This window comes from Rhizobium sp. HT1-10 (assembly GCF_049472505.1).
Lineage (GTDB): Bacteria > Pseudomonadota > Alphaproteobacteria > Rhizobiales > Rhizobiaceae > Rhizobium.
Window position 1 is genome coordinate 159,437 of sequence record NZ_JBCEBQ010000003.1, and the last position, 14,362, is coordinate 173,798.

Annotated in this window: 14 protein-coding genes; 3 read left to right on the top strand and 11 right to left on the bottom strand. The window is 61.4% G+C overall.

From position 1 onward, the window contains the following. The first annotated feature begins 2 nt into the window (after positions 1-2). Positions 3-395, top strand: coding sequence for an ester cyclase (locus VH564_RS09390; RefSeq protein WP_423339562.1), 393 nt, complete (start codon positions 3-5; stop codon positions 393-395). Between the two features lie 4 nt (positions 396-399). On the opposite strand, the gene VH564_RS09395 is transcribed toward VH564_RS09390, so the two are convergent. The 6 genes from VH564_RS09395 to VH564_RS09420 all read right to left on the bottom strand — a co-directional run bounded on the left by VH564_RS09395 (position 400) and on the right by VH564_RS09420 (position 6,878). After that, on the bottom strand, positions 400-1,323 hold the full coding sequence (locus VH564_RS09395) for a sugar kinase (protein ID WP_423339563.1): 924 nt from the start codon (positions 1,321-1,323) through the stop codon (positions 400-402). A 91-nt stretch (positions 1,324-1,414) separates the two neighbouring features. Then, entirely contained in the window at positions 1,415-2,407 is a 993-nt protein-coding gene (locus tag VH564_RS09400) for an ABC transporter ATP-binding protein (protein ID WP_423339564.1), read from the bottom strand. Then, positions 2,400-3,410 (bottom strand): ABC transporter ATP-binding protein, encoded by a 1,011-nt coding sequence (locus VH564_RS09405; RefSeq protein ID WP_423339565.1) that lies wholly within the window; start codon positions 3,408-3,410, stop codon positions 2,400-2,402. Before VH564_RS09405 ends, VH564_RS09400 begins: the two co-directional genes overlap by 8 nt. A 1-nt stretch (position 3,411) precedes the next feature. Then, positions 3,412-4,329, bottom strand: coding sequence for an ABC transporter permease subunit (locus VH564_RS09410; protein ID WP_423339566.1), 918 nt, complete (start codon positions 4,327-4,329; stop codon positions 3,412-3,414). Next, positions 4,329-5,249 (bottom strand): ABC transporter permease subunit, encoded by a 921-nt coding sequence (locus VH564_RS09415; RefSeq protein ID WP_423339567.1) that lies wholly within the window; start codon positions 5,247-5,249, stop codon positions 4,329-4,331. Before VH564_RS09415 ends, VH564_RS09410 begins: the two co-directional genes overlap by 1 nt. Positions 5,250-5,297: 48 nt before the next feature. Beyond that, positions 5,298-6,878, bottom strand: a complete 1,581-nt coding sequence (locus VH564_RS09420) for a peptide ABC transporter substrate-binding protein (protein WP_423339568.1) — start codon at positions 6,876-6,878, stop codon at positions 5,298-5,300. Between the two features lie 299 nt (positions 6,879-7,177). Between VH564_RS09420 and VH564_RS09425 the strand changes: the two genes are divergently transcribed. Beyond that, positions 7,178-8,827 carry an alpha-glucosidase family protein gene (locus tag VH564_RS09425; RefSeq protein WP_423339978.1) on the top strand — a complete coding sequence of 550 codons (1,650 nt, stop codon included), beginning with the start codon at positions 7,178-7,180 and terminating at the stop codon, positions 8,825-8,827. On the opposite strand, the gene VH564_RS09430 is transcribed toward VH564_RS09425, so the two are convergent. The 3 genes from VH564_RS09430 to ade all read right to left on the bottom strand — a co-directional run bounded on the left by VH564_RS09430 (position 8,824) and on the right by ade (position 11,102). Beyond that, positions 8,824-9,078 (bottom strand): hypothetical protein, encoded by a 255-nt coding sequence (locus VH564_RS09430; protein ID WP_423339569.1) that lies wholly within the window; start codon positions 9,076-9,078, stop codon positions 8,824-8,826. The genes VH564_RS09425 and VH564_RS09430 overlap by 4 nt on opposite strands. Next, positions 9,075-9,275 (bottom strand): hypothetical protein, encoded by a 201-nt coding sequence (locus VH564_RS09435; protein WP_423339570.1) that lies wholly within the window; start codon positions 9,273-9,275, stop codon positions 9,075-9,077. Before VH564_RS09435 ends, VH564_RS09430 begins: the two co-directional genes overlap by 4 nt. Positions 9,276-9,404: 129 nt before the next feature. Next, positions 9,405-11,102 (bottom strand): adenine deaminase, encoded by a 1,698-nt coding sequence (ade, locus tag VH564_RS09440; RefSeq protein WP_423339571.1) that lies wholly within the window; start codon positions 11,100-11,102, stop codon positions 9,405-9,407. A gap of 297 nt (positions 11,103-11,399) precedes the next feature. On the opposite strand from ade, the gene VH564_RS09445 reads away from it, so the two are divergent. Beyond that, the gene (locus tag VH564_RS09445) at positions 11,400-12,341 is read left to right on the top strand and encodes an HD-GYP domain-containing protein (RefSeq protein ID WP_423339572.1); all 942 of its coding nucleotides are present in this window, start codon (positions 11,400-11,402) and stop codon (positions 12,339-12,341) included. Between the two features lie 58 nt (positions 12,342-12,399). Here the strand turns inward: VH564_RS09445 and VH564_RS09450 are convergent, their stop codons facing one another. Both VH564_RS09450 and VH564_RS09455 read right to left on the bottom strand, forming a co-directional pair. Next, positions 12,400-13,728 (bottom strand): aspartate aminotransferase family protein, encoded by a 1,329-nt coding sequence (locus VH564_RS09450; RefSeq protein ID WP_423339573.1) that lies wholly within the window; start codon positions 13,726-13,728, stop codon positions 12,400-12,402. A gap of 251 nt (positions 13,729-13,979) precedes the next feature. Continuing rightward, the gene (locus VH564_RS09455) at positions 13,980-14,297 is read right to left on the bottom strand and encodes an ArsR/SmtB family transcription factor (RefSeq protein ID WP_423339574.1); all 318 of its coding nucleotides are present in this window, start codon (positions 14,295-14,297) and stop codon (positions 13,980-13,982) included. Positions 14,298-14,362: the final 65 nt, after the last annotated feature.

Consider the following 14,362-nt stretch of genomic DNA (forward strand, 5'->3'; position numbering starts at 1 on the left):
GGATGGAGAAAGCTGAACTGGAAATGCTCTACCGAGCCTATATCGAATGCCTCAATCGGCGCGATCTGCCGGCACTCGGTCAGTTCGTCGGCGAAGATGCCCATCACAACGGCCGGCCGTTCGGATTGCCGGGCTATCGATCGATGCTGGAAGGGGATTATGATTCCATCCCCGATCTTCGGTTCCATATTGCCACGCTCGTCTGCGATCCACCCGTGATCGCTGCCCGCCTGCAGTTCCACTGTACACCAAAGGGCACGTTCCTCGGCCTTCCCGTCAACGGACAGAAAGTATCTTTCGTCGAAAACGTCTTCTATGAATTCCGGGATGGCAAGATCTGGCAGGTGTGGTCGGTGATCGACAAGATGGCGATCGAAGCACAGCTTGGCAGTTAGCTTCTCACTCGGCGGTCGCGGTCACAAGCTTCTCCGGCGCGACCAGCGCCCCATGCTCGCTGATCACCCTGGCCGCGATTTTAACGGCGAAGCGGGCTGCGGCAATGGGGTCCTTGGACTGGAGATATTCAGCGAGGAATCCGCCGTTGAAGCTGTCGCCAGCACTGGTCGTATCGACAACCGTCTGAACGGCCTCGGCGTCCACCAGCGTCTCGCCGGCCGCGGTTCCTATTGTCACGCCGTTGGGGCCATCCTTGACGACGACCATGGCGGCGCCGAGCTGTCGGTAGCGCCGGATAGTTGCCGATATCGAGGGATCGCCGAAATGCGCGGCCTCGTCATCGAAGCTCGGCATGACGAGGGTCGAGGCGCGGGCGCCTTCGCTGATGGTCGCATGCATCGTGTCGAGACTTTGCCAGAGGCGCGGGCGTAGATTGGGGTCGAACACCACCAGCTTGCCGAGCGCCTTGGCGCGGCGCAGTTCCGACAGCAGCGTTTCGACCCCGTCATGCGACAGGATGGCAAGGGTGATCCCGGAGAAGTAGATTACGTCGGAGGCTTCGATCGCCTCGCGCAGCCGGTCGGCATCGACGGCCAGTTGTCGAGCGGCCGAAGAATCGCGCCAATAGCTGAAGGTCCGCTCGCCGTCCTTCAGGTTGATCAGATAGAGGCCGGGGGTGCGTCCGCGGATGCGCCTGACATAGGAGGTGCCGATGCCGGCATCCGCCATGAAAGCCAGCATCTCTTCCGACATGGGGTCATCGCCGACGGCGGTGAAATAATCGACCGACCAGTCCGATGGCAGGCAGGCATGAGCGTACCAGGCGGTGTTGAACGTGTCGCCTGCAAAGCCCTTGCGCAAGAGGCCATTGCCCGCCTGCGAAAGCTCCACCATGCACTCCCCGATCGACAAAAAACGTCCGCCCACGATACTCTCCCTTATCGCATTCCTGCGACTGCTTTAGGCCTTCGATAACGGGCGGGCAAGACCGCCCCGGACTGGAAGGGGACGCTCGGTATCAGCTTTCCGGGCGGTCCATGTGGTAGCAGGCGGCCGTCTGGCCGGCGCGGACGGTCTCGATCGGCGGCATGGCGGTGCGACAGATGTCGGTGGCTTTCCAGCAGCGCGGCTCGAAGACGCAACCGGGCGGCGGGTTCATCGGCGAGGGCGGATCGCCTTGCAGGCGGATGCGTTTGCGGGTGCGGGCGACCTTCGGGTCCGGCACGGGGGCTGCCGAGAACAGCGCCTGGGTATAGGGATGGGCGGGGCTCTGGAACACCGTGGCGCAATCGCCGGCTTCGACGATGCGGCCGAGGTAGAGGACCAGCACGTCGTCGGAGATCAGCCGGACGACGGAGAGGTCGTGGCTGATGAAGATCAGCGTCAGGCCGAATTCCTTGCGCAGTTTGCGCAGCAGCGAGATCACCTGGCCCTGGATAGAGACGTCGAGGGCGGAGACCGGTTCGTCGCAGATGATCAGCTTCGGGCGGGTGACGACGGCGCGGGCAATGCCGATGCGCTGCGCCTGTCCGCCGGAGAATTCATGCGGATAGCGGTTGATCATCTCGGGGACCAGGCCGACGGCGGCCATGATCTCGCGGACGCGGTCCTGCCGCTCGGCGCGGCTGAGCTTCGGCTCGAACACGGTCAGCGGCTCGGCAATGATATCGCCGACGGTCATGCGCGGATCGAGCGAGGCGATCGGGTCCTGGAAGATGATCTGCATGTCCCGGCGGGCGGCGCGCATCTCTTCGCTCGACAGGTCGAGCAGGCTCTTGCCCTGCCAGAGGATGCGGCCCTTCTGGGCGTGGATCAGGCGCAGGATCGAGCGGCCGAGAGTGGACTTGCCGCAGCCGGATTCGCCGACGATGCCGAGCGTGCGCCCGGCCTTGAGCTCGAAGCTGACGTCGTTGACGGCCGTCAGCATGGTTGCCGGCTTGAAGAAGGATTTCGACGGGATCTCGAACTGGGTCGTCAGGTGCTCGACCTTGAGCAGGGTCTGTTCAGCCATGGACGGGGCTCCTTTGCTGGTGACCAAGGAGGGGGTGGAAGCAGGCGGCGCGGCGCTGCGGTGCCAGAAGCCCCAGCGGCGGCGGTGCATCGACGCAATCGTCCTCGACATGGGCACAACGCGGCGAGAAGCTGCAGCCGCGCGGCAGGTGCTTGAGGTTCGGCGGCCGGCCGGGAATGACGGCGAGATCGTCGACATCCTGGTCGGGCCTCGGGATCGAGGCGTGGAGCGCGGCGGTATAGGGATGGGCCGGGTCGTCGAACAGGTCGTCCACCGGCGCGTCCTCGACGATGCGGCCCGCATACATGACGGCGACCCGTTCGGCCAGACCGGCGACGACGCCGAGATCGTGGGTGATGATGACCAGCGCGGTGTTCATCTCCGACGTCAGATCGTTGAAGAGATCGAGGATCTGCGCCTGGATGGTGACGTCGAGCGCCGTCGTCGGCTCGTCGGCGATCAGCAGCTTCGGCTTGGTGAGCAGCGCCATGGCGATGACGATGCGCTGGCGCATGCCGCCCGACAGTTCGTGCGGGTAGAGATTGAAACGGCGATCCGGGTCGGGGATGCCGACGCGCTTCAGCATGTCGAGGGCGGTGGCGGAGGCGGCGCGGGCCGTCAGTCCGCCGTGTACCTCGAGCTGCTCCGTCAATTGCCGCGAGATCTTCAGCGTCGGATTGAGCGAGGTCATCGGATCCTGGAAGACCATCGCCATGTCCTTGCCGCGGATCTGGTCGAGCTCGCGGGGCTTTAGGGAAAGCACGTCGCGGCCTTCCAGCAGCGCCTGGCCGCTGGTGTGGCCGTTCTTCGCCAGCAATCCCATCAGGCCCAGGAAGGTCTGGCTCTTGCCGGAACCGCTTTCGCCGACGATGGCGATGCGTTCGCCACGGCGGATGGTGAGGTTGAGACCGTTGACGGCGGCGACATCGCCTTCCGGGGTCTGGAAGCGGATGGAGTAGTCCTTGAGTTCGAGCAGCGTTTCGCTCTTTTCGGCGTCCGACATGTCAGCGGTCCTTCGGGTCGAATGCGTCGCGCAGGCCGTCGCCGATGAACAGCAGGCTCATCAGCAGCGCCACGAGAAAGGCGGCGGGAAAGGCCAGCAGCCACGGGTCGGTTTCCATGGAGTTGGTGCCGTCGGCGATCAGCGTTCCAAGCGACGTCAGCGGCTCCTGCACGCCGAAGCCGAGATAGGACAGAAAGCTCTCCGTCGCGATGATTTCCGGAACCGTGAGGGCGGCGTAGATGACAACGGGGCCGACGAGGTTGGGGACGATGTGTTTCAGTATGATTTTGAACGGACGCTGGCCCGACGCCCGCGCTGCCTCGATGAATTCGCGATGCTTCAGCGACAGCGTCTGGCCGCGCACGATGCGGGCCATGGTCAGCCATTCCAGCGCGCCGATGGCGGCAAACAGCAGGTAGACGTTGCGGCCGAAGATCACCATCAGGAGGATGACGAAGAGGATGTAGGGGAGGGCGTACATGATGTCGACGAAGCGCATCATGATGCTGTCGAGCTTGCCGCCGAAATAGCCGGAAACGGCGCCGTAGAGGACGCCGATGATCACCGAGACGAGGGTGGCGACGAGGGCGACGGCGAGCGAGACGCGGGTGCCGTAAAGGGTGCGCGCAAGCAGGTCGCGGCCGTTCTGGTCGGTGCCGAAATAATGGCCGCTGGCGAAATCCGGTGGCGTGCGGAAGGCTGCCCAGTCCGGATCCTCATAGCCGAAGGGAATGAGGGCGGGGGCGATCAGGGCGGCGAGGATGAGCAGCGCCAGGACGACGAGAGAAATCGCGGCGGCCTTGTTGCGCAGCAGCCGGCGCATGGCGTCGCGGGTCAGCGACCGGCTTTCGGGAGCGAGCCCTTCGGCTGCCTTGAGTTCTTCGGCCAGCTGTTCGCGACGGGCGAGATTGAGGATCATCAGGTTCTCACTTTCGGATCGAGCCAGGCGTAGACGATGTCGACGAGGAGATTGAGGAAGACGATCAGGGCCATGTAGAAAATCACCGTGCCGAGGACCATGCCGTAATCCCGGTTGAGGGCTGCCGTAATGAAGTAGCGGCCGATGCCGGGGAGACCAAAAATGCTTTCGACCACCAGCGAGCCGGTGAGCAGATAGCCGGCGGCCGGCCCGAGATAGGAAATGACCGGCATCAGGGCAGGCTTCAAGGCATGGCGCATGACCGTCAGGCGGGGGCCGATGCCCTTGGCCTTGGCGGTGCGGATGAAGTTCTGGTTCATGACCTCGATCATCGAGCCGCGCATCAGCCGCGATATGCGGGCGGCATGGGGGAGGGCCAGCACTGTGACCGGCAGGATCAGGAACTTGATCGAGCCATCGCCCCAGCCGCCGACGGGCAGGATGCCGAGCTTGATGCCGAACAGCAATTGCAGGATCGGCGCGATCAGGAAGCCGGGCAGCACAAGGCCGATCAGCAGGGTGCCGCCGAGCCAGTAATCCGCCTGGCGGTTCTGATACAGCGCCCCAAGACAGCCGACGAGAACGCCGACCAGCACGGCCACCACGAAGGCGACGCTGCCGATGGTCAGCGTGTACGGCAGGCCGGACATGATCTGCTGGGTGACGGTGAAGTCCTGGTTGGCAAAGGAGGGCCCGAGGTCGCCGTGGACGACATCGTACATGTAGATGAAGTATTGCTGGATCAACGCCTTATCGAGATTGTAGTGCGCTGCCAGGTTCTTCAGGATGACCGGCGGCAAAGGCCGCTCGCCATCGAAAGGCCCGCCCGGCGCCAGGCGCAGGACGAAAAAGCTCAAGGTCACGGCAATCCACATCACGGGGATTGTCGACAGGAGACGACGGAATGCATATTTGATCATGGGCGTGGATAGGCTCCCTCCGGCAAGGCCGAAGGGAGCCCGTGTCCCTTACTCTTTGATTGACAGCCAGCGGGTGCGGTGGATGTCCTGGATATTGTCTTCATATCCAGCGATCTTCGGCGACACCACGCTCTGCGACACATAGTAGTAGATCGGGATCGCGGCGCTGTCGTCGAGGGCGATCTGCTCGGCCTGCTTGAAGAGCGCGGCCCGCTTGTTGAGATCGGTTTCCTCGTTGCCCTGCTTCAAGAGCGCGTCGTACTGCGCATTGCTCCAGCGGCCGTAGTTCATGTCGACGCCGGTCGACAGAAGGTTGAGGAAGTTGATCGGGTCGTTGTAGTCGGCGAGCCAGCCGGCGCGGCCGATTTCCACCTTGCCATGCTGCATCTCGTCGTAATGCACCTTGGTCTCGGTGTTGTAGAGCTCGATTTCGACGCCGAGCGGCTTCCACATGGAGGCGATCGCGGCAGCGATGCGCTTGTGGTTGTCGTTGGTATTGTAGCGGAGCTGGGCGTGCAGCGGATGGTCGGGGCCGAAGCCTGCTTCCTTCAGCAGCTTCTTGGCTTCCTCGACCTTCTGGGCGTAGGGCTCGTCCTTCCACTTGATCTGGGCCGGCTCGCCGTAATGGGCGGTGCCCGGCGGGACCCAGGAATACATCGGCAGTTCGCCGGTGCCGAGTACCTTCGGGCCGATCACTTCGCGGTTGACGGCCATCGAGAGGGCCTGGCGGACGCGCTTGTCGTTGAAGGGCGGCTTGGTGGCGTTGACGACGTAGTAATAGGTGCCGAGGAACGGCACGACATGCGCCTGGCCCGGCATGTTGGTCTTCAGCCACTGGTACTGGTCGGCGGGGAAGGACGTCAGGATATCGAATTCGCCGGCGCGGTAACGCTTCAGAGCAGCCGACTGGTCTTCCATCACGAAGAACTTGACGCCGTCGATCTTGACGTTCTTGGCATCCCAGTACTGGTCGTTCTTGACCGTGGTGACATAGGAGCCCGGGACCCATTCGGTCGGCTTGTACGGGCCGTTGGTCACGATATTGCCGATCTTGACCCAGTCGGCGCCCTTGGCATCGATCAGGTGCTTGGGAAGCGGATAGGCGGTGTAGTGCGTCAGCGCATTGAGGAAATAGGGCGTGGCGTTGTCGAGGGTGATCTCGAGGGTCTTCGGATCGATGGCCTTGACGCCGAGCTGGCTGAAATCGGTGATCTCGCCCTTGTTGATCTTCTCGGCATTCTTGATGGTGAACTGCAGATAGGCATATTCGGCAGCGCTCTTCGGGTCTACGAGGCGCTGGAAGGCGAAGACGAAGTCCTCTGCGGTGACCGGCTGGCCATCGGACCACTTGATGCCGTCGCGCAGCTTAAACGTATAAACCTTGCCATCCGGAGAGATTGTCCAGCTCTCGGCCTGGCCGGGAATTGCATTGTCCTTGGCGTCTTCAGTGGTGAGGCCTTCGAAGATATCGCCGGCGATACGGTTTTCGTAGTCGCTGGACATTTTTTGCGGGTCGAGCGACTGGGGATCGCCACCGTTCTGAACGTTGAGCGTGGCGGCATGCGCCGAGAAGGACATCAGCGTTCCGACGAGCGCCGATGCGTAAAATGCCTTGGTGAGATATGTCATGGATGCCAATCTTTCTGTGTTCGCCTTGTGACCAAGGTCGTTCTTGTTCCCGCAGGGTTGACCTGTACGTTAAAGTCAACGCGCAACCTACCGCAGCGATCCGGCGTTTCAACCCCAAAAAATGCGATATGGAAAACGACATGCATTTGTCTGTGGACGGCGTTTGCTTTCAAAGCAAACACCCGGCCGCAGAAACTCTGCGACGGCATGGCGCTTTCGATTTGAAATTTGCCGTCCGCAGGTTAGTGTGCGCCACGAGGGAAGTGTTCAATCGAAGGCGGATTTATTAAATGAATTCAATGAGCGGGACGGCGGCAAAGGACTGGTGGCGCGGCGCGGTGATCTATCAGGTCTATCCGCGCTCCTTCCAGGATACCAACAGCGACGGCCTTGGCGATATCAAGGGCATCACGCTGCGCTTGCCCTATATCGCGTCGCTCGGTGTCGATGCCATCTGGCTCGCGCCGTTCTTCACCTCGCCGATGGCCGACATGGGCTACGATGTCTCGGATTATTGCGACGTCGACCCGATCTTCGGCACCTTGGCCGATTTCGACGAGATGATGACGGCAGCCCATGCGCTCGGCATCAAGGTCATCATCGACCAGGTCATCTCCCACACGTCGGACGTTCATCCCTGGTTCGTCGAAAGCCGCGCGAGCCGCGACAATCCGAAAGCCGACTGGTATGTCTGGGCCAACCCGAAGCGGGATGGCACGGCGCCCAACAACTGGCTGTCGATCTTCGGCGGTCCCGGCTGGGAATGGGACGGCATCCGCCGCCAGTATTACCAGCACAATTTCCTGACATCGCAGCCGGATCTCAATTTCCACAATCCCCGCGTTCAGGACGCGGTGCTGGCGGCCGTCAAGTTCTGGCTCGATCGCGGCGTCGACGGCTTTCGTCTCGATACGGTCAATTATTACTTCTGCGACAAGCAGCTGCGCGACAATCCACCGGCCTTGCCGAGCGACGACGCGTCCGGGCTTGATGCGCCAGACACCAACCCCTACGGCATGCAGAACCACCTCTACGACAAGACGCAGCCGGAAAACATCGGCTTCCTCAAGCGACTACGGGCGCTGCTCGACACCTATGACAACCGCGCCACGGTCGGCGAAGTCGGCGATGGCGCACGCTCGCTGCAGACGCTGGCGGCCTATACGTCTGGTGGCGACAAGCTGCATATGTGCTACACCTTCGACCTGCTCGGACCGGAGTTCACGCCGGCGCATTTCCGCCGCTGCGTGAGTTCCTTCCAGGAAAGCGTGACGGATGGCTGGGTCTGCTGGGCCTTCTCCAACCACGACGTCGTCCGCCATGCCAGCCGCTTTGCCGAGACCGAAGCCGAGCGGGCAAGGGTCGCAAAGCTGGCGATCTCGCTGCTCTCGACCTTGCGCGGCTCGATCTGCCTCTACCAGGGTGAGGAACTGGGCCTGCCGGAGGCTGATCTCGCCTTCGAGGATCTGCGCGACCCCTACGGCATCCGCTTTTGGCCGGCCTTCAAGGGCCGCGACGGATGCCGCACGCCGATGCCCTGGGAAGCCGCACGCGTCCATGCCGGCTTCAGCACGGCGGAAAAGTCCTGGCTGCCGGTGCCCTACCAGCATGCGACGCTGGCGGTCGACCGGCAGGAGGAGGACGGTGCTTCCGTTCTCGCCCACTATCGCCAGACGCTAGCCTTCCGCCGGCAGCACCCGATGCTGTTCGACGGGGACCTGACGTTTCTGCCGACCAACGAGGACGTGCTCGCCTTCACCCGCGAGAAGAACGGCGAGACGCTGCTGTTCATCTTCAATCTCGACGGCGAGCCGGCTGAAATGCTGCTTCCGCAGGAGATGACGGTGAGGGAGGTCGTGCCGATGCCCGGTTTCAACCCGAAATCGACGGCGACGGCCGTAACGCTCGAGGGCAGGGATGTGTTTTGCGGTCGGGTGGAGAGCCGTTAGTGCAAGAGTTTGTCGTAGTCCGCGTGTGAACCGATCCAGAACCATATCATCGCGTCGGTGTTCTCGACCGCGAGGGCCCGCCACGATAGCCCCACGCGTGCGGACCAGAAGCGGCCCGCCCGTTTGAAATGCAATGAGGGGTGTCTCGGGTTGGTCTTGAGCAGTTCGAAATTCTGATCGGCCAGTTTCTGTACCGATACAGGCAAAGCCTCATAGGCATGCCAAAAGTCTGGCGTCGCGAAGTGTCTCACATCCGTGTTGTCTTGCCGGCGCGATGGGCGGTGAGCGCCCGCGCTGCGAGATCGTCGAGCTTTCCGCTTTCGGCATCTGCCTCCAGCTGCCTATCCCAGCGCTCGGCCACGAGGGCTTGGAACCAGTTGCTGAACGTCTCGAAGTCCTTGGGGTCAAGTTCCTCGATCGTCTTTTCGATCTGTTCAAGCTTGGTCATTGTCTGTTCCAATGGGATCGAGCCTTGGTATCGGAGCGCGTTTCCGGATCAAGGTCATGTGGAGACGCAACGTTTGCAGGACTTATTGTACCACCAAACGCTGCGCTCTTGAAGATCGCCGTAAGTCGATCACCCAATCAACCGGAACGCATCCACGTCCACCAGTCCCCGGTCCGAAATCTTCAGATGCGGGATGACGGGCAGTGGCAGGAAGGCCAGTTGCAGGAAAGGCTCCTGCAGGGTCGAGCCGAGGGCGATGGCTGCCTCGCGCAGGTGGTGCAGGGTGTCGCGGACGGTCTCGTAGGGTTCGAGGCTCATCAGGCCGGCCACGGGCAGGGCGATCTCGCCGGTGATCTTGCCGTCCTCGACGACCACGAAGCCGCCCTTGATTTCGCTGAGGCGGCGGACGGCCTGGGCCATGTCGTCCTCGCTGACGCCGACGACGCAGATGTTGTGGCTGTCGTGGCCGACGGTAGAGGCGATGGCGCCTTTCTTCAGGCCAAAGCCCTGGACGAAGGCATTGGCATGATTGCCGTTCTTGCCGTGCCGCTCGATGACGGCAACCTTGATGATGTCGCGGGCGAGGTCGACGGTGGTCTGGTTGCCCAACGAGGGCAGACGGAAGCGGCGGTGCTCGGTGATGATCTTGCCGGGCAGCACGCCGATGACCGAGGTTTCGCCTTCGGTAAAGGGAACGCCGAAATCGGCCGCGTTGACGGTGCGCGCCTTGACGCTGTCGAGGCCGACGGGGGCTACCGTCTTGCGGGTGGCAAACAGGGCGTCGGTGACCAGCCTGCCGCCGGCAAAGACCATGCCGGCCTTGCAATTCTCGAGGCTGTCGATAACCACCAGGTCGGCGCGCCAGCCGGGGGCCACCAGCCCACGGTCGCGCAGGCCGAAGGCGCGGGCCGCCGAGATCGACGCCGCGCGATAGATCGCCAGCGGCTCGACGCCGGCGGCGATGGCCGTGCGGATCATGTAGTCGAGATGGCCCTGTTCGGCGATGTCGAGCGGATTGCGGTCATCGGTGCAGAGCGCGATGAAGGGTGACAGGCGCTCGGTGATGATCGGCATCAACGCTTCCAGATCCTTGGACACGGATCCCTCGCGCACCAGGATGTGCATGCCCTTGCGGATCTTCTCCATGGCTTCTTCGGCTGTTGTCGCTTCATGCTCTGTGCGGATGCCGGCGGCGATATAGCCGTTCAGGTCGTTGCCGCGCAGGAGGGGCGCATGGCCGTCGATATGATCGCCCTGGAACGCCTCGAGCTTGGCCATGCAGATCGGATCCTTGTGGATCACGCCCGGAAAATTCATGAATTCGGCAAGGCCGATGACCTTTTCATGGTGGCGGAAGGGCAGCAGCCGCTCGATCGGCAGGTCGGCACCGGAGGTCTCCAGATGGGTGGCGGGCACGCAGGAGGACAGCTGCACGCGGATGTCCATGATCGTTTCGCAGGCCGAATCCAGGAAGAACTGGATGCCCTCGGTGCCGAGCACGTTGGCGATCTCATGCGGGTCGCAGATCACGGTGGTCACGCCATAGGGGAGCACGCAGCGGTCGAACTCGTGCGGCGTCACCAGCGAGGATTCGATGTGCAGGTGGGTGTCGATGAAGCCGGGCACGACGATGCGGCCGGTGATGTCGATTTCTTGGACGCCGATGTAATCGCCGCAGGTGCCGACGATGCGGTCGCCGCAGATGGCGATGTCTGACGCAACAAGTTCGCCCGTCACCAGATCGAAAAACCTTCCGCCCTTGAGGACGATGTCGGCAGGCTTGCGGCCGACACCCTGGTCGATGAAGTCTTCGAGTGGCTGGGTCATGGCGTTACGCTTTCATGCAAATCGGATTTCGGCCTTTAGGTTAGCGTGAAATCGAGCCAGCGTGGAGAAAATTTTGGGCCTCTGACACCAAGCTCTGTTCCAGATGAACGTCCGATAGACGGCAATTCATTTATATTATAAATTTTGCATGTCGAATAAAGTATCGTTAAAACTTCTCTTTTAGGTTCCGCTAAAAGGCGTCGTTGCCTTGGGGAGATCCTGTGGAGTGATAACGGAAGCCTTGAATCGTCCTTTCAGTTTCAGATCTACCGACATCGTAAGGAAGGGCTTACGGTCATGCTGAAACGTATCGACCTTTCACAGGTGCGAGCCGGGATGTTCATCGAGGACATCGAGGGGTCGTGGGGGGACAACCCGCTCCAGAAGCGCCGTTTCCTGCTCGACGGTGTGGATGCGGACGTGCTGCGCTCCAGCGGTCTCACCGTCGTGCTGATCAACACTGCCAAGGGTACCGACGTCGCGGATTCCGTTGCCAGTGAAAGCCGAAGCGAGCTGGTCGAACGCCACAGGCGTCAAGTCGATGCTGCCATGGAGACCCTTCGAAAATCGACCGGCATGCTGAAGGACATGTTCGCCTCTGTCGGTACGGGCGGGCCGGTCAGCTTGGATGCAACGGGCGAAATCGCTTTTGAGATTTCGAAATCGGTCGACGACAATCCTGCCGTGTTCATTAGCGTGACGCGATTGAAATCAAAGGATGAAACAACCTTCCTACATTCGGTCGCAGTCAGCGCGCTGATGATACATTTCGGCCATTATTTGCGGCTCGAGAAGACGACCGTTCAGATGCTCGGCGTTGCCGGCTTGCTGCACGATATCGGCAAACTCGAAGTGCCCCATGCCATTCTCAACAAGCAAGGGACACTCGACGAGGCCGAGATGGGCGTCATGCGCGGTCATCCCATGATGGGTTACAACATCCTGTCTCGGCAGGACGATATGCCGGACATGGTGCTCGACATCTGTCGCCATCACCACGAACGTATCGACGGCAGAGGTTATCCGGACCGCATCTCTGGACGCCAGTTCACCAAACTCGCCCGTCTGGCCGCGATCTGCGACGTCTATGACGCAGTTACCTCATCCCGGCCCTACAAGAAGCCTTGGTCGTCGAGCGAGGCTCTTCGATGGATGAGCAGGCGAGATGGACATTTCGACAGCCAACTGCTGAAGAAGTTCATGTTGTGTCTTGCCGTTACGCAGCCTCTCTCCAACTAGCCACGGTGCCATCGCGGCCCGCAAGACTATCTCCTGCAGGCCCTGATGCCGTTGGTCTTCAGATATTGTTCTGCAAAATCTCCCGCAGCTTTCCGAATAGCTCGTCGATATGGTGCTTTTCGATGATCAAAGGCGGCGACAGGGCAATGATGTCGCCGGTCGTACGGATCAGCAGTCCCTTGTCGTAAGCCTTGAGGAATGCCGTGAAGGCACGCTTCGTCGGTTCGCCCGCAATCGGCTCGAGCTCGATGGCGCCGATCAGGCCCGTGTTGCGGATATCGATGACGTTGGGACAATCGCGCAGAGAATGAAGGGCGTCCGCCCAATAGCTGGAAAGCTCGGCGGCGCGTGTCAGCAGGCCTTCTTCCTTGTAGGTGTCGAGCGTCGCGAGCGCGGCCGCGCAGGCCATCGGGTTGCCGGAATAGGTATAGCCGTGCATGAACTCGATCATGTGCTCGGGGCCCTGCATGAAGGCATCGTGGATCTCGGAGGTGACGAAGACCGCCCCCATGGGGATGACGCCATTGGTCAGGCCCTTGGCGGTCACCATCATGTCCGGCTTGACGTCATAGTATTGGGCGGCAAAGGGAGCGCCCAGGCGGCCGAAGCCGGTGATGACTTCGTCGAAGATCAGCAGGATGCCGTGCTTGGTGCAGATCTCGCGGAGCTTCTGCAGATAGCCCTTCGGCGGGATCAGCACGCCTGTCGAGCCGGAAACCGGCTCAACGATGACGGCGGCTATGGTCGAGGCATCGTGCAGCGTGACGATGCGCTCCAGTTCGCTGGCGATATCGCCACCATGCTCGGGCTCGCCCCTGGTGAAGCGGTTCTTGTCGGGCTGGTGGGTGTGGGGCATGTGGTCGACGCCCGTCAACAGCGTGCCGAACATTTTGCGGTTAGAGACGATACCGCCGACCGAAATGCCGCCGAAGTTGACGCCGTGGTAGCCACGCTCGCGGCCGATCAGGCGGAAGCGGGATCCGTTGCCTTTCACGCGATGATAGGCGAGCGCCACCTTCAGGGCAGTCTCGACGGATTCGGAGCCGGAGTTGGTGTAGAGGACGTGGTTCATGCCGTCAGGCGCGATATCGACGAGGCGGTTGGCAAGTTCGAACGCCTTCGGGTGGCCAAGCTGGAAGGCGGGGGCATAATCGAGCTCCCCGGCTTGCTCGCGGATTGCCTCCGTGATTTTCGGCCGGCAGTGCCCGGCGTTGACACACCAGAGGCCTGCGGTACCGTCGAGAACCTGGCGACCGTCGTGGGTGGTGTAGTGCATGTCCTTGGCGCCGACGAAGAGCCTCGGCGCCGACTTGTACTGGCGGTTGGCCGTGAATGGCATCCAGAAGGCCCGGAGGTCGTTGGGGGCGGTGTGCGTGCGATCGGACATGTTGTTCTCCACGGCCGCTGGCCATCTCTGTCGGTGGCACAGCTGATTATTTATCGTTCGGTCAAAATATCAGCCGGCCCCATGTCGTCAAGCCGATCTGCACATTATAGCACCGCAATCCGAGTAGGCGTAACGGAACGAAAAAGACCGGCAAATCAGATTTGCCGGTCTATGTACTAAATCAAATAATGACATCGAATTTTGACCCTACGACCAAATTCTGTTCGCAGGCAGTAATTTAAAAATGGCCGTTAGGCAGCAGTCTTGCTCTTCTCGGCTTCGTTATAGATGTCCTCCAGCGTCGACAGAACCTTCATTACGGGTTCAGACGTGCTGGAGTAGTAAATCGTTTGAGCATCGCGCCTGGTTTTCACCAGTTTCTGTGCGCGAAGCTTCGACAGGTGCTGGGATAGAGCCGACTGACTGAGACCGACCTGGGTTGCGAGAACGCCAACAGGCACCTCGCCCTTGACCAGGCTGCACAGGATCATCAGTCTTTTCGGATTGGCCATAGCGGACAACAGAGCAGCCGCCACGGCAGAATGGTCTGACAAATTAATGTTTTTCATTGTTTCAATCTTCCCAATGCGGATCGTACATCAGAAGCGGGTGAATATCTCAGTGGCGAAAAGGA

Bases quoted from the DNA above. Each gene is read 5' to 3' on its own strand.
- VH564_RS09390 (WP_423339562.1), top strand. From the start codon at position 3: ATGGAGAAAGCTGAACTGGAAATGCTCTACCGAGCCTATATCGAATGC.
- VH564_RS09400 (WP_423339564.1), bottom strand. From the start codon at position 2,407: ATGGCTGAACAGACCCTGCTCAAGGTCGAGCACCTGACGACCCAGTTC.
- VH564_RS09405 (WP_423339565.1), bottom strand. From the start codon at position 3,410: ATGTCGGACGCCGAAAAGAGCGAAACGCTGCTCGAACTCAAGGACTAC.
- VH564_RS09410 (WP_423339566.1), bottom strand. From the start codon at position 4,329: ATGATCCTCAATCTCGCCCGTCGCGAACAGCTGGCCGAAGAACTCAAG.
- VH564_RS09415 (WP_423339567.1), bottom strand. From the start codon at position 5,249: ATGATCAAATATGCATTCCGTCGTCTCCTGTCGACAATCCCCGTGATG.
- VH564_RS09420 (WP_423339568.1), bottom strand. From the start codon at position 6,878: ATGACATATCTCACCAAGGCATTTTACGCATCGGCGCTCGTCGGAACG.
- VH564_RS09425 (WP_423339978.1), top strand. From the start codon at position 7,178: ATGAGCGGGACGGCGGCAAAGGACTGGTGGCGCGGCGCGGTGATCTAT.
- VH564_RS09435 (WP_423339570.1), bottom strand. From the start codon at position 9,275: ATGACCAAGCTTGAACAGATCGAAAAGACGATCGAGGAACTTGACCCC.
- ade (WP_423339571.1), bottom strand. From the start codon at position 11,102: ATGACCCAGCCACTCGAAGACTTCATCGACCAGGGTGTCGGCCGCAAG.
- VH564_RS09445 (WP_423339572.1), top strand. From the start codon at position 11,400: ATGCTGAAACGTATCGACCTTTCACAGGTGCGAGCCGGGATGTTCATC.
- VH564_RS09450 (WP_423339573.1), bottom strand. From the start codon at position 13,728: ATGTCCGATCGCACGCACACCGCCCCCAACGACCTCCGGGCCTTCTGG.
- VH564_RS09455 (WP_423339574.1), bottom strand. From the start codon at position 14,297: ATGAAAAACATTAATTTGTCAGACCATTCTGCCGTGGCGGCTGCTCTG.